Raw genomic sequence first — 20,253 nt, forward strand, 5'->3', positions numbered from 1 at the left:
GTGAGTTCGGTTGTCGACCGCCATCCTCACCGGTCAGCCGGTCCCCGGATCGTCGATCGAGGGCGATCTGCGGTCCCTCGGCTTCGACGTCCGGACCGCCACCGACGCCGCCGAGACCGAGACGCTCCTCGCCCAGGTGCCCGCTGACCAACGCGTCGCCGTCGTCGACGCCGGCTTCGTCGGCCACCTGCACGCCCTGCGCCTGGGCCTGACCGACCCGCGCTTCCCGCTCGCCGCGATCCCCGGCGCCGTCACCGCCCAGCCGGCCGGCCGCCAGGCCCTGACCCGCGCGATGGCCCGGGAGAACAGCGCCGGCGGCGGTACGGCGGTCGCCGTCGACCACCTCGCCGACCGCGTCGTCGCCGCGCTGGACGCGGACGACGCCGGCGTCCACCACCCCGAGCTCGGCAGCCTGGTCGCCGTCGTCCCGGCCGACCCGCAGGCCCGCAACGAGGCACGGCAGGCCGTCGCCGCCGTCGACGACGAAGCCGTACGCCTGAAGTCGGCCGTGAAGTCCCGCGACGGCTTCTTCACCACGTACTGCATCAGCCCGTACTCCCGCTACATCGCCCGCTGGTGCGCCCGCCGGGGCCTGACCCCGAACCAGGTCACCACCGCCTCCCTGATCACCGCCCTCATCGCGGCGGCCTGCGCGGCCACCGGCACCCGCGGCGGCTTCGTCGCGGCGGGCGTCCTGCTGATCGCCTCCTTCGTCCTCGACTGCACCGACGGCCAGCTCGCCCGCTACTCCCTCCAGTACTCCACGCTCGGCGCCTGGCTGGACGCCACCTTCGACCGGGCCAAGGAGTACGCCTACTACGCGGGCCTCGCGCTGGGAGCGGCCCGCGGCGGCGACGACGTATGGGCGCTCGCGCTCGGCGCGATGGTCCTCCAGACCTGCCGGCACGTCGTCGACTTCTCCTTCAACGAGGCCAACCACGACGCCACCGCCAACACCAGCCCCACCGCCGCCCTCTCCGACAAGCTCGACAGCGTCGGCTGGACGGTGTGGATACGGCGCATGATCGTGCTGCCGATCGGCGAGCGCTGGGCGATAATCGCGGTCCTCACGGCGCTGACCACCCCCCGCATCACCTTCTACGCGCTCCTCATCGGCTGCGCGTTCGCGGCGACCTACACCACGGCGGGCCGGGTGCTGCGCTCGCTGACCCGCAAGGCCCAGCGCACGGACCGGGCGGCGAAGGCGCTGGCGGACCTGGCGGACAGCGGGCCGCTGGCCGAACTGCTCACCCGGGGCCTGCCCGACAAGGTCCACGGTCTGGCGCCGCTGAACGCGGCCTTCGGCGGGGCGCTCCTGGCGGTCACGGCCGCCGTGTTCGGGCCCAGCTGGCAGGTCGTCGCGGCGGCCGGCCTCTACGTCGTGCTGGCCGGCGAGTCCGTCAACCACCCCCTCAAGGGCGCCCTCGACTGGCTCATCCCGCCTTTCTTCCGCGCCGCCGAATACGGCACCGTCCTCATCCTCGCGGCCAAAGCGGACGTGAACGGAGCCCTTCCTGCGGCTTTCGGGCTGGTGGCGGCGGTCGCCTACCATCACTACGACACGGTGTACCGCATCCGCGGCAACGCCGGCGCGTCCCCGGCCTGGCTGGTGCGCGCCATCGGGGGGCACGAAGGACGGACGCTGCTCGTCACCGTCCTCGCCGCGCTGCTCACCGCCTCGCAGTTCACGGTCGCGCTCACGGCTCTCGCCGTGGCCGTGGCCCTGGTGGTGCTCTTCGAGAGCATCCGCTTCTGGGTGTCCTCCGGGGCGCCCGCCGTACACGATGAAGGAGAACCCGCATGATCGGCCTCGTGCTGGCGGCCGGCGCCGGACGGCGTCTGCGCCCCTACACCGACAGCCTTCCCAAGGCTCTGGTGCCGGTGGGCCCCGCGGGCATAGAGGGCGAGCCCACGGTTCTGGACCTGACGCTCGGCAACTTCGCCGAGATCGGGCTGACCGAGGTCGCGATCATCGTCGGCTACCGCAAGGAAGCCGTGTACGCGCGCAAGGAGGCGCTGGAGGCGAAGTACGGCCTCAAGCTCGCCCTCATCGACAACGACAAGGCCGAGGAGTGGAACAACGCCTACTCCCTGTGGTGCGGCCGTGACGCCCTCAAGGACGGCGTGATCCTCGCCAACGGCGACACCGTGCACCCGGTCTCCGTCGAGAAGACGCTGCTCGCCGCCCGTGGCGAGGGCAAGCGGATCATCCTCGCCCTCGACGCCGTGAAGTCGCTCGCGGACGAGGAGATGAAGGTCGTCGTCGACCCCGCCAAGGGCGTCACGAAGATCACCAAGCTGATGGACCCCGCCGAGGCCACCGGCGAGTACATCGGTGTCACGCTCATCGAGGGCGACGCCGCCCCCGAGCTGGCCGACGCGCTGAAGACGGTCTGGGAGACCGACCCGCAGCAGTTCTACGAGCACGGGTACCAGGAACTGGTGAACCGTGGCTTCAGGATCGACGTCGCGCCGATCGGTGACGTGCAGTGGGTGGAGATCGACAACCACGACGATCTCGCCCGCGGACGGGAGATCGCGTGCCTCTACTGACCCGGCTCATCCCCGCGCCGGTCGTCGTCGACATCCGCCCGGGTGCCCTCGACGACCTGGTCGGCGTCCTCGCCGACGAGCGCATCTCGCACTCCGGCAGGCTCGCCGTCGCCGTCAGCGGCGGCTCCGGCGCCCGGCTGCGCCAGCGGCTCGAACCCTCGCTCCCCGGCGCCACCTGGTACGAGGTCGGCGGCGGCACCCTCGACGACGCGGTCCGGCTGGCGAGCGACATAAAGGCCGGCCACTACGACGCGGTCGTGGGCCTCGGCGGCGGCAAGATCATCGACTGCGCCAAGTTCGCCGCGGCGCGCGTCGGCCTGCCGCTGGTCGCCGTCCCGACGAACCTCGCCCACGACGGCCTGTGCTCCCCGGTCGCGACCCTCGACAACGACGCGGGCCGCGGCTCCTACGGCGTACCGAACCCGATCGCGGTCGTCATCGACCTCGACGTCATCCACGAGGCCCCGGCCCGCTTCGTGCGCGCGGGCATCGGCGACGCCATCTCCAACATCTCCGCGATCGCGGACTGGGAGCTGGCCAACCGGGTCAAGGGCGAGAAGATCGACGGCCTGGCCGCCGCGATCGCCCGCCAGGCCGGTGAAGCGGTCCTCAGGCACCCCGGCGGCATAGGGGACACGGACTTCCTCCAGGTGCTCGCCGAGGCGCTCGTGCTCAGCGGTATCGCGATGTCGGTCTCGGGCGACTCCCGCCCGTCCTCCGGTGCCTGCCACGAGATCAACCACGCCTTCGACCTGCTGTTCCCCAAGCGCGCCGCCGCGCACGGCGAGCAGTGCGGCCTCGGCGCGGCCTTCGCGATGTTCCTGCGCGGCGCCCACGAGGAGTCCGCGTACATGGCGGAGGTGCTGCGCCGGCACGGCCTGCCGGTGCTCCCGGAGGAGATCGGCTTCAGCGTGGACGAGTTCGTCCGCGCCGTCGAGTTCGCCCCCGAGACCCGGCCCGGCCGGTACACGATCCTCGAACACCTCGACCTCAAGACCGACCAGATCAAGGATCTCTACGTCGACTATGTCAAGACCATCGGTAGCTGAACTCCGTCCGGTCGTGCACCCCGCAGGGGTGAAGGACCGGCGCAGCGGTGAGCACTGGATGGGGCGCCTCTACATGCGCGAGGTGTCCCTGCGGGTGGACCGCTACCTGGTGAACACCAGGGTCACGCCCAACCAGCTCACGTACCTGATGACCGTCTTCGGCGTCCTCGCGGCCCCGGCACTGATCGTGCCGGGGATCCCGGGGGCCGTGCTCGGTGTGGTCTGCGTGCAGATGTATCTGCTGCTGGACTGCGTCGACGGCGAGATCGCCCGCTGGAAGAAGCAGTACTCGCTCAACGGCGTCTACCTCGACCGGGTCGGCGCCTATCTGACCGACGCCGCCGTCCTCGTCGGCTTCGGGCTGCGCTCGGCCGACCTGTTCGGCAGCGGCCGTATCGACTGGCTGTGGGCGTTCCTCGGCACGCTCGCCGCGCTCGGCGCCATCCTGATCAAGGCGGAGACCGACCTCGTCGGCGTCGCCCGGCACCAGGCCGGCAAGCCGCCCGTGCAGGAGTCGGCGGCCGAGATGCGCTCCTCCGGCATGGCGCTGGCCCGCAAGGCCGCGTCCCTGCTGAAGTTCCACCGCCTCATCCTCGGCATCGAGGCGTCCCTGCTGATCCTGGTCCTGGCCGTCGCGGACCACCTGCGCGGCGACCTGTTCTGGTCCCGCCTCGGTGTCGCCGTACTGGCCGGCATCGCGCTGCTCCAGACGCTGCTGCACCTGGTGTCCATCCTCGCGTCGAGCAGGCTGAAGTGAGCGCCCCCGCCAGCGCGCCCCTGAAGGTCGGCGCCGTCATCATCACGATGGGCAACCGGCCCGAGGAACTCCGCGCCCTGCTCGACTCGGTCGCCAAGCAGGACGGTGACCGCGTCGAGGTGGTCGTCGTCGGCAACGGCTCGCCCGTCCCGGACGTCCCCGCGGGCGTCCGCACGATCGAGCTGCCCGAGAACCTCGGCATCCCCGGCGGCCGCAACGTCGGCATCGAGGCCTTCGGTCCCAGCGGTCGCGATGTCGACATATTGCTCTTCCTCGACGACGACGGCCTCCTCGCGAACCACGACACCGCCGAGCTGTGCCGCACCGCGTTCGCCGAGGACCCGAAGCTCGGCATCATCAGCTTCCGCATCGCCGACCCGGACACCGGCGTCACCCAGCGCCGTCACGTCCCGCGGCTGCGCGCGGCGGACCCGATGCGCTCCTCGCGCGTGACCACGTTTCTCGGCGGCGCCAACGCCGTCCGCACCCAGGTCTTCGCCGAAGTCGGCGGCCTCCCGGACGAATTCTTCTACGCGCACGAGGAAACCGACCTGGCATGGCGGGCCCTCGACGCGGGCTGGATGATCGACTACCGGTCCGACATGGTGCTGTACCACCCGACGACCGCGCCCTCGCGGCACGCGGTCTACCACCGCATGGTCGCCCGCAACCGCGTCTGGCTCGCCCGCCGCAACCTCCCCGCCCTCCTGGTCCCCGTCTACCTCGGGGTCTGGATGCTGCTCACCCTGCTGCGCCGCCCCTCGCGGCCCGCGCTCAAGGCATGGTTCGGCGGATTCCGGGAAGGCTGGACCACCGCGTGCGGCCCACGCAAGCCCATGAAGTGGCGTACCGTGTGGCGGCTGACCCGACTGGGCCGGCCCCCGGTCATCTGACAAGCTCGAACCAGAGAGCGGCCGGGCCGACACCCGGCCCTGGCTCATGCCCAAGCCCGCACAGGCTGCGCATCTCGAAGACGAAAGTTTCCACCAGTGAGTGAGACAACGCATGACGGCGGAGTCGCGGTGACCGCGCCTCCGTCGCCCGACGAGGGCCTCACGGCGGCAGAGCTCGCCGCCAAGTACGGGCTGGCCGTGAGCGGTGCCCGCCCCTCGCTCGCCGAGTACGTCCGTCAGCTCTGGGACCGGCGCCACTTCATCCTCGCGTTCTCGCGGGCGAAGCTGACCGCCCAGTACAGCCAGGCCAAGCTCGGCCAGCTCTGGCAGGTGGCCACCCCGCTGCTGAACGCACTGGTCTACTTCTTCATCTTCGGCCTGCTGCTGGGCGCCCGGAAGGGCATCCCGCACGACATCTACGTGCCGTTCCTGGTGACCGGCGTGTTCGTCTTCACCTTCACCCAGAGCTCGGTCCTCGCGGGCGTGCGCGCGATCTCCGGCAACCTGGGCCTGGTGCGGGCCCTGCACTTCCCGCGGGCGTCCCTGCCGATCTCGTTCGCGCTCCAGCAGCTCCAGCAGCTGCTGTACTCGATGATCGTGCTGGTCGTGGTCATGGTGGCGTTCGGCAGCTACCCGGGCCTGTCCTGGCTGCTGGTCGTCCCGGCCCTGGTCCTGCACTTCGTCTTCAACACCGGCCTCGCGCTGATCTTCGCCCGCATGGGCAGCAAGACCCCCGACCTGGCCCAGCTGATGCCCTTCGTGCTGCGCACCTGGATGTACGCGTCCGGCGTCATGTTCAGCATCCCGGCCATGCTCGCCGACAAGGACGTGCCGGGCTGGGTCACCGAGGTCCTGCAATGGAACCCCGCCGCGATCTACATGGACCTGATCCGCTTCGCGCTGATCGACGGCTACGGCTCCGAGTACCTGCCCCCGCACGTGTGGCTCTTCGCCGTCGGCTGGGCCGTGCTCGCCGGCGCGTCCGGGTTCGTCTACTTCTGGAAGGCGGAAGAGAGGTACGGCCGTGGCTGACACCGAGCAGAAGGCGGTCCCCCAGGACCCTCGCCCCACCGTCATCGCGGACGACCTGCACATCGTCTACCGCGTCAACGGCGCCAAGTCCGGCAAGGGCAGCGCCACCGCGGCCCTCAGCCGTATCGTCAAGCGCGGCGAGGAGCGCGGGGTGCGCAAGGTGCACGCCGTGCGCGGTGTCTCCTTCGTCGCCTACCGCGGCGAGGCCATCGGCCTCATCGGCTCCAACGGCTCCGGCAAGTCGACGCTGCTGCGCGCCATCGCCGGTCTGCTGCCCGCCGAGAGCGGCAGGGTCTACACCGACGGCCAGCCCTCGCTGCTCGGCGTCAACGCGGCCCTGATGAACGACCTCACCGGCGAGCGGAACGTCATATTGGGCGGGCTCGCCATGGGCATGTCCCGGGAGCAGATCAAGGAGCGCTACCAGGAGATCGTCGACTTCTCGGGTATCAACGAGAAGGGCGACTTCATCACCCTGCCGATGCGCACCTACTCCTCCGGTATGGCGGCCCGCCTGCGGTTCTCCATCGCCGCGGCCAAGGACCACGACGTCCTGATGATCGACGAGGCGCTGGCCACCGGCGACCGCAAGTTCCAGAAGCGCTCCGAGGCGCGCATCCGGGAACTGCGCAAGGAGGCCGGCACGGTGTTTCTCGTCAGCCACAACAACAAGTCGATCCGTGACACCTGCAACCGTGTCCTGTGGCTGGAGCGCGGCGAGCTGCGCATGGACGGTCCGACCGACGAGGTCCTCAAGGAGTACGAGAAGTTCACGGGCAAGTAGTCCACGCGAGCGTGGACGAACCGGGTCATGACGCTTCGCGGGGCCCCGCCGGAACTGCTCCGGCGGGGCCCTGCGTCTGCAAAGGAAACGTCAACTTCGGTACCCCGCAGGAATCTTGAAGTCAATCGGTGTGTTGTTGTGATGTGCAGGACACCCCGGCGATCCCAGCGGCGCTGTACAACGTAAGCTGTACCGGTCCCGAATCGCGGCAAGTGGGGCGATAATGCCCGACACCCTCAGTCAGGGCCGCCGCGTGGAAGGCCGGGCGGCGTGTCCGAAATAGTGTGCATTGGGTCGGCGGTGTAGAACGGGAGATGTGACGGCTATGGCTACGGAGACTCCCCAGCTCAACGCATGTGCCGTCCGCGCCCCGGGCAGTCGGCGGTGACGGGGACCGACAGGGCCCGCGCCTCGGATCCGGAGCGCGGCACACTCGACAAGGCCGCGGGAGAGAACTTCCCCGTGGCCCCCTTCTTCCTGCCCCGGGCCTGGCGCACCGACCTCATGGCCGTCTACGGCTTCGCCCGCCTCGTCGACGACATCGGCGACGGCGACCTCGCCCCCGGCGGCGCCGACGCCCGGCTCCTCGGCGTCTCCCCCGAGGAGGCCGACGACCGTCTGGTGATGCTGGACGCCTTCGAGGCCGACCTCGGCCGGGTCTTCACCGGCGAGCCCCGCCACCCCCTGCTGCGCCGCCTGCAACCCACGGTCCGCCGCCGCGCGCTCAGCCCCGAACCGTTTCTCGGCCTGATCGCCGCGAACCGCCAGGACCAGCTGGTCACGCGGTACGAGACCTACGACGACCTGCTCGCGTACTGCGAACTGTCGGCCAACCCCGTCGGCCGCCTGGTCCTCGCCGTCACCGGCACCTCGACCCCGGAGCGGGTCCGCCTCTCCGACGCGATCTGCACGGCGCTGCAGATCGTCGAACACCTCCAGGACGTGACCGAGGACCTCGGCCGCGACCGCATCTATCTGCCCGCCGCGGACATGAAGCGTTTCCATGTCCAGGAGGCGGATCTCGCCACGGGGACCGCAGGCGCATCGGTGCGCGCACTGGTTGCGTACGAAGCAGAACACGCCCGCTGTCTCCTGAATGAAGGCGCCCCTCTGGTGGGTAGCGTCCACGGCAGGTTGAAGCTGCTGCTCGCGGGGTTCGTGGCGGGGGGAAGGGCGGCGATCCGAGCGATCGCCGCCGCCGAATACGACGTACTTCCCGGCCCGCCCAAGCCCGGCAAGCTCCAGCTGCTGCGCGAGGCGGGCGTGACTCTGCGAGGAGAGGGGTGATCCGGACCGTGGAGGCCGAACCACACGTGTCCGCACCGGTACTCGCCGCCTACAGCTACTGCGAGGCCGTCACCGGACAGCAGGCACGGAACTTCGCGTACGGCATCAGGCTGCTGCCGGTGTCCAAGCGCCGCGCGATGTCGGCGTTGTACGCCTTCTCGCGCCGCGTCGACGACATCGGTGACGGCTCGCTGGCGCCCGACGTGAAGGCCGCGAGACTCGAGGACACCCGGGCGATGCTGGCCCGGGTGCGCGAGGGCGCGGTCGACGAGGACGACACCGACCCGGTCGCGGTCGCCCTCACGCATGCCGCGACGGCGTTCCCGATCCCGCTCGGCGGCCTGGACGAGCTGATCGACGGCGTCCTGATGGACGTCCGCGGCGAGACCTACGAGACCTGGGACGACCTGAAGGTCTACTGCCGCTGTGTCGCGGGCGCCATCGGGCGGCTCTCGCTCGGCGTGTTCGGTACGGAACCGGGGGCGCGCGGCGTCGAGCGCGCGCCGGAGTATGCCGACACGCTCGGGCTCGCGCTTCAGCTCACCAACATCCTCAGGGACGTCCGCGAGGACGCCGGGGACGGGCGCACCTATCTCCCGGCCGACGACCTCGCGAAGTTCGGCTGCTCGGCCGGGTTCAGCGGGCCGACCCCACCGGAGGGCTCCGACTTCGCGGGCCTCGTCCACTTCGAAGTGCGACGGGCCCGCGCCCTTTTCGCCGAGGGCTACCGGCTGCTCCCCATGCTCGACCGGCGCAGCGGCGCCTGTGTCGCCGCCATGGCCGGCATCTACCGCCGCCTCCTGGACCGCATCGAGCGCGACCCCGAGGCCGTGCTGCGCGGCCGGGTGTCGCTGCCCGGGCGCGAGAAGGCGTACGTCGCCGTACGCGGGCTGTCCGGGCTGGACGCCCGGCATGTCACCCGTAGAGCCGTCAGGAGGCGCGCCTGATGGACAAAACGGTCCAAGGTGATGCCACCGGAGAAAAGTGGCAGGCAACCCTCCGGCAGGGCGATGCGTCCCTGACTGCAACGGCCGGCCGCGCACCGATCAAGCACCGCGGCCGCCGCGCAGGGGAGGGTGCACGATGACCGACGGCCAGCAGTCCGGGCGGGACGCCGTCGTGATCGGCGGCGGGCTCGCCGGCATCACCTCCGCGCTCGCTCTGGCCGACGCGGGTGTCCGCGTCACCCTGCTCGAAGGCCGGCCCCGCCTGGGCGGCCTCGCCTTCTCCTTCCAGCGCGGCGACCTGACCGTCGACAACGGACAGCACGTCTATCTGCGCTGCTGCACCGCCTACCGCTGGTTCCTCGACCGGATCGAGGGCACCGCGCTGGCGCCGTTGCAGGATCGTCTCGACGTGCCCGTGGTCGACGTCGACAAGCCCGCGGGACGGCGGCTCGGCAGGCTGCGGCGGGACGCGCTGCCGGTGCCCCTGCATCTGGGGCGCAGCCTCGCCACGTATCCGCATCTCTCGCTCGCCGACCGCGCCAAGGTGGGCCGGGCCGCGCTCGCGCTCAAGGGGCTCGACCTCGCCGATCCGGACCTGGACTCGCAGGACTTCGGCAGCTGGCTGACCGCGCACGGTCAGTCGGCGCGTGCCGTCGAGGCCCTGTGGGACCTGGTCGGGGTCGCCACCCTCAACGCGGTCGCGGGCGACGCCTCGCTGGGGCTCGCCGCGATGGTGTTCAAGACCGGTCTGCTGTCCGACCCGGGCGCGGCCGACATCGGATGGGCGCACGTCCCGCTGGGCGAACTGCATGACCGGCTCGCCCGCAAGGCGCTCGACTCAGCGGGCGTGCGTACCGAGGTCCGTACACGCGTCACCTCCATCTCCACTGACGAGAACGGGACGTGGACCGTCCAGGTTCCCGGCGAGACGCTGCGGGCGGACGCCGTGGTCCTCGCCGTACCCCAGCGCGAGGCCCATGACCTGCTGCCCGAGGGTGCGCTGGACGCTCCGGAAAATCTTCTGCGGATCGGCACCGCGCCGATCCTCAACGTGCACGTGGTCTATGACCGCAAGGTGCTGGAAAAGCCTTTCTTCGCGGCCCTCGGCACCCCGGTGCAGTGGGTCTTCGACCGCACCGACGCCTCCGGGCTGCGGGAGGGCCAGTACCTCGCGCTGTCGCAGTCGGCGGCGCACGACGAGATCGACGAGCCCGTCGCCGTACTGCGGGAGCGCTACCTCCCGGAACTGGAGCGACTGCTGCCCGGCACCCGGGGTGCCGAGGTGAAGGACTTCTTCGTGACCAGGGAGCGGACGGCGACGTTCGATCCCGCCCCCGGCGTCGGGCGGCTGCGGCCCGGCGCCCGTACCAGAGCCCCCGGCCTCTACCTGGCCGGAGCGTGGACCGCCACTGGGTGGCCCGCGACCATGGAGAGTGCGGTCCGCAGTGGCGTGAGTGCGGCGGACGCCGCGCTGAGCGCCCTGGGCCGGCCCCGCCCGAGTCACCTCTTCGACGTAGAGGAGGCGGCGTGATGCTCGATCAGCATGCGGCAGGCCCCCGCACCCCCGGTACCGCAACAAGAGGAGAGACTGTGCCCACTGTGCCCCCGGCCTCGAAGGCTGCCGACGCGGTGGACGTGACCGCGCTCCTGGAGCGCGGCCGGACCCTGGCCACACCGGTACTGCGGGCGGCGATCGACCGCCTGGCCGCTCCCATGGACACCGTTTCCGCCTACCACTTCGGCTGGATCGACGCCGACGGCAACCCCACGGCCGGCGACGGCGGCAAGGCCGTACGTCCCGCGCTCGCCGTGCTCTCCGCCGAGGTCACCGGCGCCGAGCCCGAGGCCGGCATCCCGGGCGCCGTCGCCGTGGAGCTGGTCCACAACTTCTCGCTGCTGCACGACGACCTGATGGACGGCGACGAGCAGCGCCGCCACCGCGACACCGTGTGGAAGGTGCACGGCCCCGCCCAGGCGATCCTCGTCGGCGACGCCCTCTTCGCGCTCGCCAACGAGGTCCTCCTCGAACTCGGCACCGTGGAGGCCGGCCGCGCCACCCGCCGCCTGACCGCCGCCACCCGCGCCCTCATCGACGGCCAGGCCCAGGACATCTCCTACGAGCACCGCGACCGCGTCAGCGTCGAGGAGTGCCTGGAGATGGAGGGCAACAAGACCGGCGCCCTGCTGGCCTGCGCCAGCTCCATCGGCGCCGTGCTCGGCGGCGCGGACGACCGCACCGCCGACACCCTGGAGAAGTACGGCTACCACCTCGGCCTCGCCTTCCAGGCCGTGGACGACCTCCTCGGCATCTGGGGCGACCCGGTCTCCACCGGCAAGCAGACCTGGAGCGACCTGCGCCAGCGCAAGAAGTCCCTGCCGGTCGTGGCCGCGCTCGCGGCGGACGGTCCGGCCGCCGAGCGGCTCGGCGAGATCCTCGCCGCCGACGCCAAGAGCAGCGACTTCGAGAACTTCTCCGAGGAGGAGTTCGCGGCCCGCGCCGCCCTCATCGAGGAGGCGGGCGGCCGGGACTGGACGGCCCAGGAAGCACGCCGTCAGCACACCATCGCGGTCGAGGCCCTGGACGCCATCGACATGCCCGACCGGGTACGGGCGCAGTTCACGGCCCTCGCCGACTTCGTCGTCGTTCGAAAGAGATGATCACTATCGGTCGAATATCCCTCGCGTAGTCGCCGGCCGGTGCCGAAGGCACCACTGGGCGCACCGGCCGACGGCGGACCCACAGCAGAGCACCACTTGCACACTGCACGAAGGGGAAGCCATGACAGCGACGACCGACGGAAGCACCGGGGCACTGCCGCCCCGCGCTGCCGCGGCCAGCGACACCGACATCAACACCCCCGTGGCGGCCGGGGTGCGCGAAGCCGCCGCGTCGGCCGTCCGGCGCGCCACCGACCACCTGCTGGCGCGGCAGGACGCCGAAGGCTGGTGGAAGGGCGACCTCGAGACCAACGTCACGATGGACGCCGAGGACCTGCTGCTCCGTCAGTTCCTGGGCATCCGCGACGAGTCGACCACCCGCGCCGCCGGACTCTTCATCCGCGGCGAGCAGCGCGAGGACGGCACCTGGGCCTCCTTCTACGGCGGACCCGGCGAACTCTCCACCACCATCGAGGCGTACGTCGCGCTGCGGCTGGCCGGGGACGCCCCCGACGCCCCGCACATGGCGAAGGCGGCGGCGTGGATCCGCGAGCAGGGCGGTATCGCCTCGGCCCGGGTCTTCACCCGGATCTGGCTCGCCCTGTTCGGCTGGTGGAAGTGGGAGGACCTGCCCGAACTCCCGCCCGAGCTCATCTACTTCCCGAAGTGGATGCCGCTCAACATCTACGACTTCGGCTGCTGGGCCCGGCAGACCATCGTCCCGCTGACGATCGTCTCCGCCAAGCGGCCGGTGCGGCCCGCGCCCTTCCCGCTGGACGAGCTGCACACCGACCCCGCCCACCCCAACCCGGCCAAGCCCCTCGCCCCGGTGGCGAGTTGGGACGGCGCCTTCCAGCGGCTCGACAAGGCGCTGCACCAGCTGCGCAAGGTCGCCCCGCGCCGACTGCGGAAGGCGGCCATGAACTCCGCCGCCCGCTGGATCATCGAGCGGCAGGAGAACGACGGCTGCTGGGGCGGCATCCAGCCGCCGGCCGTGTACTCGGTCATCGCCCTGCACCTGCTCGGCTACGACCTCGAACACCCCGTGATGCGCGAGGGGCTGGCGTCCCTGGACCGCTTCGCCGTCTGGCGTGAGGACGGGGCCCGGATGATCGAGGCCTGCCAGTCGCCGGTGTGGGACACCTGCCTCGCGACCATCGCCCTCGTCGACGCCGGCGTGGCCCCCGATCATCCGCAGCTCGTCAAGGCGGCGGACTGGATGCTGGGCGAGGAGATCGTCCGGCCCGGCGACTGGTCCGTGAAGCGTCCCCAACTGCCGCCGGGCGGCTGGGCGTTCGAGTTCCACAACGACAACTACCCCGACATCGACGACACCGCCGAGGTCGTCCTCGCGCTGCGCCGGGTCCGGCACCACGACCCGGATCGGGTGGAGAACGCCATCGGACGCGGGGTGCGCTGGAACCTCGGCATGCAGTCCAGGAACGGGGCCTGGGGTGCCTTCGACGTCGACAACACCAGCCCCTTCCCCAACCGGCTGCCGTTCTGCGACTTCGGCGAGGTCATCGACCCGCCGTCCGCCGATGTCACCGCCCATGTGGTGGAGATGCTGGCCGTCGAGGGACTCGCCCACGACCCGCGCACCCGGCGCGGCATCGAGTGGCTGCTCGCCGAACAGGAGCCGAACGGCTCGTGGTTCGGGCGCTGGGGCGTCAACTACATCTACGGGACGGGGTCCGTGGTCCCCGCGCTGGTCGCCGCCGGCATCCCCGCCGCGCACCCGGCGATCCGCCGGGCCGTGACCTGGCTGGAGACCGTCCAGAACGACGACGGCGGCTGGGGTGAGGACCTGCGCTCCTACAAGGACTCCAAGGAGTGGAGCGGCCGCGGCGCCTCCACCGCCTCGCAGACGGCCTGGGCGCTGATGGCCCTGCTGGCCGCCGGCGAGAAGGACTCCAAGGCCGTCGAGCGGGGCGTCGAGTGGCTCGCCGCCACCCAGCGCGCGGACGGCTCGTGGGACGAGCCCTACTTCACCGGGACCGGCTTCCCCTGGGACTTCTCCATCAACTACCACCTCTACCGACAGGTCTTCCCGCTCACGGCACTCGGCCGCTACGTCCACGGAGAACCGTTCTCCCAAGCGGGGGAGGCATGAGATGAGCACCCCGCCCGCCCCGGCCCCGCTGCTGATCGCCTGCGCGCTCGGCATCGAGCACCTGGCCCTGCGCAGCGGCGACCGGGGCGGCGCCGACGGTCCGGTCACCGTGCTCCGCACGGGCATGGGTCCCAAGGCGGCCCAGCGGGCCGTCACCCGGGCTCTCGCGGAGCCGGCACTCGCCGACGCCGCCGTGCTCGCCACCGGCTTCTGCGCCGGGCTCGCGCCCGGCATGCACCCGGGCGACCTCGTCGTCGCCGACGAGACCCGGGATGCGGCGGGAACCGTTCCGTGCGTGGGAACCGACCTACTCGTCAAGGAGCTGGTGCGGGCCCTGCCCGGACGCACCGTCCACACCGGACCCCTCACCGGCTCCGATCACGTCGTACGCGGTCATGAACGCTCCGATCTGCTCGCGACCGGCGCGATCGCCGTCGACATGGAGTCAGCGGCCACGCTCCACAGCGCCGTGCGCGCGGGCCCACGCCCCGTTGCGGCCGTCCGGGTGGTCGTGGACGCTCCAGAACATGAACTCGTCCGGATCGGCACGGTGCGCGGTGGAATATCGGCTTTCCGCGTCCTTCGTTCCGTCCTTCCCGCTTTCTACGAATGGCACCGTTCCTTGCTGCTCCCCAGGAGGTGAGCCAGATGGCCATGCCGCTGCGTCAGTCCATCAAGGTCGCTACATACTTGGCCGAACAGAAGCTCCGCAAGCGGGACAAGTTCCCGCTGATCGTGGAGCTGGAACCCCTCTTCGCGTGCAACCTGAAATGCGAGGGCTGCGGCAAGATCCAGCATCCGGCGGGCGTGCTCAAGCAGCGCATGCCGGTGGCGCAGGCCGTCGGGGCGGTCCTCGAGTCCGGTGCGCCGATGGTGTCCATCGCCGGCGGTGAGCCGCTGATGCACCCTCAGATCGACGAGATCGTGCGGCAGCTGGTGGCGAAGAAGAAGTACGTCTTCCTCTGCACCAACGCCATGCTGCTGCGCAAGAAGATGGACAAGTTCAAGCCCTCGCCCTACTTCGCCTTCGCCGTGCACATCGACGGGCTGCGCGAGCGGCACGACGAGTCCGTGGCCAAGGAGGGCGTGTTCGACGAGGCGGTGGAGGCGATCAAGGAGGCCAAGAAGCGCGGCTTCCGGGTCACCACCAACTCGACCTTCTTCAACACCGACACCCCGCAGACCATCATCGAGGTGCTCAACTTCCTCAACGACGACCTCAAGGTCGACGAGATGATGATCTCGCCCGCCTACGCCTACGAGAAGGCCCCCGACCAGGAGCACTTCCTGGGCGTGGAGCAGACCCGCGAGCTGTTCAAGAAGGCCTTCGCGGGCGGCAACCGGCGCAAGTGGCGGCTCAACCACTCCCCGCTCTTCCTGGACTTCCTGGAGGGCAAGGTCGACTTCCCGTGCACCGCCTGGGCGATCCCGAACTACTCCCTGTTCGGCTGGCAGCGCCCCTGCTACCTGATGAGCGACGGGTACGTCCCGACGTACCGCGAACTCATCGAGGAGACCGACTGGGACAAGTACGGCCGCGGCAAGGACCCGCGCTGCGCCAACTGCATGGCGCACTGCGGCTACGAGCCCACCGCCGTCCTCGCCACCATGGGCTCGCTCAAGGAGTCGCTGCGCGCGATGCGCGAGACGGTCTCCGGGAACCGGGAGTGAGGTCATGACCGCCGTCTCCCTCGGCGTCCCCGAGCTGCCGGTCCGGCCGATCGCCGAGCGACGGATGTCGCGGCAGATCCAGGTCGGGCCGGTGGCGGTCGGGGGCGGCGCCCCGGTGTCGGTGCAGTCGATGACGACGACCCGCACCTCCGACATCGGCGCCACCCTCCAGCAGATCGCCGAACTCACCGCGTCCGGCTGCCAGATCGTCCGCGTCGCCTGTCCCACGCAGGACGACGCGGACGCGCTGGCCACCATCGCCCGCAAGTCCCAGATCCCGGTGATCGCGGACATCCACTTCCAGCCCAAGTACGTGTTCGCGGCGATCGAGGCCGGCTGTGCGGCCGTACGCGTCAATCCCGGGAACATCAAGCAGTTCGACGACAAGGTGAAGGAGATCGCCCGGGCCGCCCGCGATCACGGCACGCCGATCCGGATCGGCGTCAACGCCGGTTCGCTGGACCGGCGGTTGCTCCAGAAGTACGGCAGGGCGACGCCCGAGGCGCTCGTGGAGTCGGCGCTGTGGGAGGCGTCGCTCTTCGAGGAGCACGGGTTCCGGGACATCAAGATCTCCGTGAAGCACAACGACCCCGTGGTGATGGTGCGGGCGTACCAACTGCTCGCCGAGCAGTGCGACTACCCGCTGCACCTGGGCGTCACCGAGGCCGGCCCCGCCTTCCAGGGGACGATCAAGTCGGCCGTCGCCTTCGGGGCGCTGCTGTCGCGGGGGATCGGCGACACCATCCGGGTGTCGCTGTCCGCGCCGCCCGCCGAGGAGGTGAAGGTCGGCATCCAGATCCTGGAGTCCCTGGGGCTGCGGCAACGCCGTCTGGAGATCGTGTCGTGTCCGTCCTGCGGGCGCGCCCAGGTCGACGTCTACAAGCTGGCCGACGAGGTCACGGCGGGCCTGGAGGGCATGGAAGTGCCCCTGCGGGTAGCCGTGATGGGTTGTGTGGTCAACGGCCCCGGAGAGGCGCGGGAGGCCGACCTCGGGGTCGCCTCCGGCAACGGCAAGGGGCAGATCTTCGTGAAGGGCGAGGTCGTCAAGACCGTCCCCGAGTCGAAGATCGTGGAGACCCTCATCGAGGAAGCGATGAAGATCGCCGAACAGATGGAGCAGGACGGCGTCGCGTCGGGGGAGCCGGCCGTCACCGTGAGCTGAACAGCACGGACCGAAGGGGGCCCGAGCGTGACGATTCTGGAGAACATCCGGGGACCACGCGACCTGAAGGCGCTGTCCGAGACGGAACTCGGTGAACTGTCCGAAGAGATCAGAGAGTTCCTGGTGCACTCGGTCGCCAGGACCGGCGGACACCTCGGGCCCAACCTGGGGGTGGTGGAACTCTCCATCGCGCTCCACCGGGTCTTCGAGTCGCCGGTCGACCGCATCGTGTGGGACACCGGCCATCAGAGCTACGTCCACAAGATCCTGACAGGGCGTCAGGACTTCTCCAAGCTGCGCGGCAAGGGCGGCCTGTCCGGCTACCCCTCGCGCGAGGAGTCCGAGCACGACATCGTCGAGAACAGCCACGCCTCCACCGCGCTCGGCTGGGCCGACGGACTCGCCAAGGCCCGCCAGGTGCAGGGCGAGAAGGGGCACGTGGTCGCGGTCATCGGCGACGGCGCGCTCACCGGCGGCATGGCCTGGGAGGCGCTGAACAACATCGCGGCCGCCAAGGACCGGCCGCTGATCATCGTCGTCAACGACAACGAACGGTCCTACGCGCCCACCATCGGCGGCCTCGCCAACCACCTGGCCACCCTGCGCACGACCGACAGCTACGAGAAGGTGCTGGCCTGGGGCAAGGACGTGCTCCAGCGCACGCCGGTCGTGGGCATGACGGTGTACGAGGCGCTGCACGGGGCGAAGAAGGGCTTCAAGGACGCCTTCGCGCCGCAGGGGCTCTTCGAGGACCTGGGGCTGAAGTACGTCGGCCCCATCGACGGACACGACATCGGGGCCGTCGAGTCGGCGCTGCGGCGCGCGAAACGCTTCCACGGGCCCGTCCTCATCCACTGCCTCACCGAGAAGGGGCGCGGCTACGAACCCGCCCTCGCCCACGAGGAGGACCACTTCCACACCGTCGGCGTGATGGACCCGCTCACCTGCGAGCCCCTCTCACCGTCCAACGGGCCGTCCTGGACCTCGGTGTTCGGCGACGAGATCGTCAGGATCGGCCAGGAGCGCGAGGACGTCGTGGCGATCACGGCGGCCATGCTGCACCCGGTGGGGCTCGGCAAGTTCGCCGAACGCTTCCCGGACCGGGTGTGGGACGTCGGGATCGCCGAGCAGCACGCGGCCGTGTCGGCGGCCGGGCTCGCGACCGGCGGGCTGCATCCCGTCGTCGCGGTGTACGCCACCTTCCTGAACCGCGCTTTCGACCAGTTGCTGATGGATGTCGCCCTGCACCGCTGCGGAGTCACCTTCGTCCTGGACCGGGCCGGGGTCACGGGCGTCGACGGGGCCTCCCACAACGGCATGTGGGACATGTCGATCCTCCAGGTCGTCCCCGGCCTGCGGATCGCCGCGCCCCGCGACGCCGACCAGTTGCGGGCGCAGCTGCGGGAGGCCGTCGCGGTGGACGACGCGCCGACGCTGGTGCGGTTCCCGAAGGAGTCGGTCGGCCCCGCGGTCCCCGCGGTGGATCATGTGGGCGGCATGGACGTGCTGCACCGAGGGGAACGGCCCGAGGTGCTCATGGTGGCCGTCGGTGTCATGGCACCCGTCTGCCTCCAGGCCGCCGAGCTGTTGGCGGCGCGGGGCATCAACTGCACGGTCGTGGACCCCCGTTGGGTCAAGCCGGTCGATGCGGCGCTGCCCGGCCTGGCCGCCGAGCACCGGTTGGTCGCCGTCGTCGAGGACAACAGCCGCGCGGCAGGCGTCGGCGCCGCGGTCGCGCTGGCCCTCGGCGACGCCGAAGTCGACGTACCGGTACGGCGGTTCGGCATCCCGGAGCAGTTCCTCGCGCACGCCAAGCGCGGCGAGGTGCTCGCCGACATCGGTCTCACGCCGGTCGAGATCGCCGGACGGATCAGCGCGAGCCTGACCGTCAAGGAGGCCGAGGAGACCCTGGCCGTCGAGGAGCAAGCCGACGGCCCCATGAAGGAGAAGGCTGAATGACCACCGAGTTCGACCTCGGCAGACTCCTCGCCGAGCGCGGAGCCGAGCGCTACGAGCTGCACACCAGGTACCTCAACCACCAGCTCCCGCGCATGCTGCACACCATCGGCTTCGACAAGGTCTACGAGCGGGCCGAGGGCGCCTACTTCTGGGACGCGGACGGCAACGACTACCTGGACATGCTCGCCGGATTCGGGGTGATGGGCCTGGGGCGCCACCACCCCGTCGTCCGCAAGGCGCTGCACGACGTCCTCGACGCCGGCCTCGCGGACCTCACCCGCTTCGACTGCCAGCCGCTGCCCGGGCTGCTGGCGGAGAAGCTGCTCGCGCACAGCCCGCATCTGGACCGGGTGTTCTTCGGCAACAGCGGCACCGAGGCGGTCGAGACCGCGCTGAAGTTCGCCCGCCGTGCCACCGGCAAGCCCCGCGTCCTGTACTGCGAGCACGCCTTCCACGGGCTTACCACGGGCTCGCTGTCGGTCAACGGCGAGGACGGCTTCCGCGACGGCTTCGCCCCGCTGCTGCCCGACACCGCCGTCCCCCTCGGTGATCTCGACGCCCTGGCACGGGAGTTGAAGAAGGGCGACGTAGCCGCCCTGATCGTCGAGCCGATCCAGGGCAAGGGCGTCCACGAGGCGCCGCCCGGCTATCTGCGGGCCGCCCAGGAACTGCTGCACAAGCACAAGGCGCTGCTCGTCGCGGACGAGGTGCAGACCGGGCTCGGGCGCACCGGCGACTTCTACGCCTACCAGCACGAGGACGGTGTCGAACCCGACCTGGTGTGCGTGGCGAAGGCACTGTCCGGCGGGTATGTGCCCGTGGGCGCCACGCTCGGCAAGGACTGGATCTTCAAGAAGGTCTACTCGTCGATCGACCGCGTCCTGGTGCACTCGGCGAGCTTCGGGTCCAACGCGCAGGCCATGGCGGCCGGCCTGGCGGTGCTGTCCGTCATGGAGAACGAGCAGATCGTCGCCAACGCCCGGGCGACGGGTGAGCTGCTGAAGTCCCGGCTCGGGGCGCTCGTCGACAAGTACGAGCTGCTCGCCGACGTGCGCGGCCGGGGCCTGATGGTCGGCATCGAGTTCGGGCGGCCCAAGTCGCTGGCGCTGCGCAGCCGTTGGACCATGCTCCAGGCCGCGCGCAAGGGGCTGTTCGCCCAGATGGTCGTCGTACCCCTGCTCCAGCGGCACCGGATTCTGACGCAGGTGTCCGGCGACCACCTGGAGGTGATCAAGCTGATTCCGCCGCTGACGGTGGGGGAGCGGGAGGTGGACCGCTTCGTCGACGCCTTCACGGAGATCATGGACGACGCTCACGGCGGGGGCGGGCTGATCTGGGACTTCGGCAAGACGCTCGTGAAGCAGGCGGTGGCCAACCGGTAGCAGTCT

General features: G+C 70.7%; 18 protein-coding genes. All 18 read left to right on the plus strand.

Features of this window, described 5'->3' with window-relative positions:
- The first annotated feature begins 10 nt into the window (after positions 1-10).
- The 18 genes from EJC51_RS39435 (at position 11) to EJC51_RS39515 (ending at position 20,247) form a co-directional block, all read left to right on the plus strand.
- The gene (locus EJC51_RS39435; protein WP_126275457.1) at positions 11-1,804 is read left to right on the plus strand and encodes a DUF5941 domain-containing protein; all 1,794 of its coding nucleotides are present in this window, start codon (positions 11-13) and stop codon (positions 1,802-1,804) included.
- The gene (locus EJC51_RS39440) at positions 1,801-2,553 is read left to right on the plus strand and encodes a phosphocholine cytidylyltransferase family protein (RefSeq protein WP_126275458.1); all 753 of its coding nucleotides are present in this window, start codon (positions 1,801-1,803) and stop codon (positions 2,551-2,553) included. The genes EJC51_RS39435 and EJC51_RS39440 overlap by 4 nt, the downstream gene beginning before the upstream one ends.
- Complete coding sequence (locus EJC51_RS39445; RefSeq protein WP_126275459.1) at positions 2,541-3,602, plus strand: iron-containing alcohol dehydrogenase family protein; 1,062 nt, start codon at positions 2,541-2,543, stop codon at positions 3,600-3,602. Before EJC51_RS39440 ends, EJC51_RS39445 begins: the two co-directional genes overlap by 13 nt.
- Positions 3,603-3,615: 13 nt before the next feature.
- Positions 3,616-4,359: a CDP-alcohol phosphatidyltransferase family protein gene (locus EJC51_RS39450; RefSeq protein ID WP_126275460.1), complete on the plus strand. Its 744-nt coding sequence runs from the start codon at positions 3,616-3,618 to the stop codon at positions 4,357-4,359.
- Between the two features lie 47 nt (positions 4,360-4,406).
- Entirely contained in the window at positions 4,407-5,252 is an 846-nt protein-coding gene (locus tag EJC51_RS39455) for a glycosyltransferase family 2 protein (RefSeq protein WP_059195201.1), read from the plus strand.
- A 96-nt stretch (positions 5,253-5,348) separates the two neighbouring features.
- Complete coding sequence (locus EJC51_RS39460; RefSeq protein ID WP_126275461.1) at positions 5,349-6,284, plus strand: ABC transporter permease; 936 nt, start codon at positions 5,349-5,351, stop codon at positions 6,282-6,284.
- Entirely contained in the window at positions 6,277-7,068 is a 792-nt protein-coding gene (locus EJC51_RS39465) for an ABC transporter ATP-binding protein (protein ID WP_097271099.1), read from the plus strand. The genes EJC51_RS39460 and EJC51_RS39465 overlap by 8 nt, the downstream gene beginning before the upstream one ends.
- 354 nt (positions 7,069-7,422) lie before the next feature.
- Entirely contained in the window at positions 7,423-8,355 is a 933-nt protein-coding gene (gene hpnC / locus EJC51_RS39470; RefSeq protein ID WP_425276821.1) for a squalene synthase HpnC, read from the plus strand.
- Positions 8,352-9,302, plus strand: coding sequence for a presqualene diphosphate synthase HpnD (gene hpnD / locus EJC51_RS39475; RefSeq protein ID WP_126275463.1), 951 nt, complete (start codon positions 8,352-8,354; stop codon positions 9,300-9,302). Before hpnC ends, hpnD begins: the two co-directional genes overlap by 4 nt.
- Positions 9,302-9,442 carry a DUF6380 family protein gene (locus tag EJC51_RS48945; protein ID WP_244363053.1) on the plus strand — a complete coding sequence of 47 codons (141 nt, stop codon included), beginning with the start codon at positions 9,302-9,304 and terminating at the stop codon, positions 9,440-9,442. The genes hpnD and EJC51_RS48945 overlap by 1 nt, the downstream gene beginning before the upstream one ends.
- Entirely contained in the window at positions 9,439-10,833 is a 1,395-nt protein-coding gene (gene hpnE / locus EJC51_RS39480; protein WP_126275464.1) for a hydroxysqualene dehydroxylase HpnE, read from the plus strand. Before EJC51_RS48945 ends, hpnE begins: the two co-directional genes overlap by 4 nt.
- Positions 10,833-11,960, plus strand: coding sequence for a polyprenyl synthetase family protein (locus tag EJC51_RS39485; protein WP_126275465.1), 1,128 nt, complete (start codon positions 10,833-10,835; stop codon positions 11,958-11,960). The genes hpnE and EJC51_RS39485 overlap by 1 nt, the downstream gene beginning before the upstream one ends.
- Before the next feature lie 121 nt (positions 11,961-12,081).
- Positions 12,082-14,073: a squalene--hopene cyclase gene (gene shc, locus EJC51_RS39490; RefSeq protein ID WP_126275466.1), complete on the plus strand. Its 1,992-nt coding sequence runs from the start codon at positions 12,082-12,084 to the stop codon at positions 14,071-14,073.
- A gap of 1 nt (position 14,074) precedes the next feature.
- The gene (locus EJC51_RS39495; protein WP_126275467.1) at positions 14,075-14,716 is read left to right on the plus strand and encodes a phosphorylase family protein; all 642 of its coding nucleotides are present in this window, start codon (positions 14,075-14,077) and stop codon (positions 14,714-14,716) included.
- 5 nt (positions 14,717-14,721) lie between these two features.
- Positions 14,722-15,744: an adenosyl-hopene transferase HpnH gene (hpnH, locus tag EJC51_RS39500; protein WP_126275468.1), complete on the plus strand. Its 1,023-nt coding sequence runs from the start codon at positions 14,722-14,724 to the stop codon at positions 15,742-15,744.
- Positions 15,745-15,748: 4 nt separating this feature from the next.
- Entirely contained in the window at positions 15,749-16,906 is a 1,158-nt protein-coding gene (gene ispG / locus EJC51_RS39505; protein WP_126275469.1) for a flavodoxin-dependent (E)-4-hydroxy-3-methylbut-2-enyl-diphosphate synthase, read from the plus strand.
- A 27-nt stretch (positions 16,907-16,933) separates the two neighbouring features.
- A complete protein-coding gene (gene dxs / locus EJC51_RS39510) occupies positions 16,934-18,865 on the plus strand; it encodes a 1-deoxy-D-xylulose-5-phosphate synthase (RefSeq protein WP_126275470.1) in 1,932 nt (643 codons plus the stop codon).
- Positions 18,862-20,247: an aspartate aminotransferase family protein gene (locus tag EJC51_RS39515; RefSeq protein WP_126275471.1), complete on the plus strand. Its 1,386-nt coding sequence runs from the start codon at positions 18,862-18,864 to the stop codon at positions 20,245-20,247. Before dxs ends, EJC51_RS39515 begins: the two co-directional genes overlap by 4 nt.
- Positions 20,248-20,253 lie beyond the last annotated feature (6 nt).

Origin of the sequence: Streptomyces aquilus (assembly GCF_003955715.1) — a bacterium.
GTDB lineage: Bacteria > Actinomycetota > Actinomycetes > Streptomycetales > Streptomycetaceae > Streptomyces > Streptomyces aquilus.

What these genes read in the sequence shown, in the direction of transcription:
- EJC51_RS39440 (WP_126275458.1), top strand. Translation starts at nt 1,801, where the DNA reads ATGATCGGCCTCGTGCTGGCGGCCGGCGCCGGACGGCGTCTGCGCCCC.
- EJC51_RS39455 (WP_059195201.1), top strand. Translation starts at nt 4,407, where the DNA reads ATGGGCAACCGGCCCGAGGAACTCCGCGCCCTGCTCGACTCGGTCGCC.
- hpnC (WP_425276821.1), top strand. Translation starts at nt 7,423, where the DNA reads ATGTGCCGTCCGCGCCCCGGGCAGTCGGCGGTGACGGGGACCGACAGG.
- EJC51_RS48945 (WP_244363053.1), top strand. Translation starts at nt 9,302, where the DNA reads ATGGACAAAACGGTCCAAGGTGATGCCACCGGAGAAAAGTGGCAGGCA.
- hpnE (WP_126275464.1), top strand. Translation starts at nt 9,439, where the DNA reads ATGACCGACGGCCAGCAGTCCGGGCGGGACGCCGTCGTGATCGGCGGC.
- EJC51_RS39485 (WP_126275465.1), top strand. Translation starts at nt 10,833, where the DNA reads ATGCTCGATCAGCATGCGGCAGGCCCCCGCACCCCCGGTACCGCAACA.
- shc (WP_126275466.1), top strand. Translation starts at nt 12,082, where the DNA reads ATGACAGCGACGACCGACGGAAGCACCGGGGCACTGCCGCCCCGCGCT.
- EJC51_RS39495 (WP_126275467.1), top strand. Translation starts at nt 14,075, where the DNA reads ATGAGCACCCCGCCCGCCCCGGCCCCGCTGCTGATCGCCTGCGCGCTC.
- hpnH (WP_126275468.1), top strand. Translation starts at nt 14,722, where the DNA reads ATGGCCATGCCGCTGCGTCAGTCCATCAAGGTCGCTACATACTTGGCC.
- ispG (WP_126275469.1), top strand. Translation starts at nt 15,749, where the DNA reads ATGACCGCCGTCTCCCTCGGCGTCCCCGAGCTGCCGGTCCGGCCGATC.
- EJC51_RS39515 (WP_126275471.1), top strand. Translation starts at nt 18,862, where the DNA reads ATGACCACCGAGTTCGACCTCGGCAGACTCCTCGCCGAGCGCGGAGCC.